This is a genomic window from Streptomyces sp. NPDC060205 (genome assembly GCF_042728395.1).
In the GTDB taxonomy this organism is placed as follows: Bacteria; Actinomycetota; Actinomycetes; order Streptomycetales; family Streptomycetaceae; genus Streptomyces.
Genome location: NZ_JBHWZP010000647.1, coordinates 1 through 1,231, shown reverse-complemented (window position 1 = coordinate 1,231; position 1,231 = coordinate 1). Strand labels below are relative to the sequence as shown.

Genomic DNA, 1,231 nt, shown 5'->3' with positions numbered 1-1,231 from the left:
CCTCTGTACGAGCACGAGGACCCGCTGCGGGCCGCGCACCCCGACTGGGGAACCCTCGAATTCGACTACGGGCGCCGCGAGGTGCGCAACTTCCTCGTCGCCAACGCGGTGTACTGGTGCGAGGAGTTCCACATCGACGGACTGCGCGTCGACGCGGTCGCCTCCATGCTCTACCTCGACTACTCCCGGGACTCCGGTCAATGGACGCCGAACGTCTTCGGCGGCCGGGAGGACCTCGACGCGATGGCGTTCCTCCAGGAGATGAACGCGACGCTGTACCGGCGGGTGCCGGGGATCGTGACCATCGCGGAGGAGTCGACCGCCTGGAACGGCGTGACCCGGCCCACCACCGACGGCGGGCTCGGCTTCGGGCTGAAGTGGAACATGGGCTGGATGCACGACTCGCTGGAGTACATCCAGCACGAGCCGGTGCACCGCAAGTACCACCACGACGAGATGACGTTCTCGATGGTGTACGCGTACAGCGAGAACTACGTCCTGCCCATCTCGCACGACGAGGTCGTGCACGGCAAGCAGGCGCTGGTGTCGAAGATGCCCGGCGACTGGTGGCAGCAGCGCGCCAACCACCGTGCCTACCTGGGCTTCATGTGGGCCCATCCCGGCAAGCAACTCCTCTTCATGGGTCAGGAGTTCGCGCAGGGCGCCGAGTGGTCCGAGGCGCACGGGCCCGACTGGGGGCTGCTGGATCCCGCGTACGGGGCGGAGGCCGACCACCGGGGAGTGCGTGACCTCGTCCGTGAGCTGAACCGTCAGTACCGGGCAGCCGGTGCGCTCTGGGAGCGGGACACCGAACCCGGCGGGTTCGCGTGGGTGGCCGGGGATGCGGCGGAGGACAACGTCTTCGCGTTCCTGCGGTTCGGGGCGGACGGGTCGCCGTTGCTCGCGGTGTCCAACTTCTCGCCGGTCGTGCGGCACGAGTACCGGCTCGGGGTGCCGGAGGATGTGCCTGCCTGGCGGGAGGTGCTGAACACGGACGCGTTGTGCTTCGGCGGTGGGGGTGTCGCGAACGCCGAGCCCGTGAAGCCGGGTGATGAGGCCTGGCACGGTCGCTCGGCCAGTATCCGCGTGACGCTGCCGCCGCTCGCGACGATCTGGCTGCGTCCGGCGTAGGCCGGGGTTTCCTCGCCCCCGCCGCCCCTACCCATTCCCGTCAACGACTCGGGGGCGCTGCCCCCGAACCCCCGGTCCTCAAACGCCGGACGGGCTGGGG

1 protein-coding gene is annotated in these 1,231 nt (G+C 69.5%); it reads left to right on the top strand.

The genetic code is table 11. The features are described from left to right. On the top strand, positions 1-1,131 hold a 1,131-nt coding region (glgB, locus tag ACFWGJ_RS43760; protein WP_387334557.1), incomplete at its 5' end, for a 1,4-alpha-glucan branching enzyme. Positions 1,132-1,231: the final 100 nt, after the last annotated feature.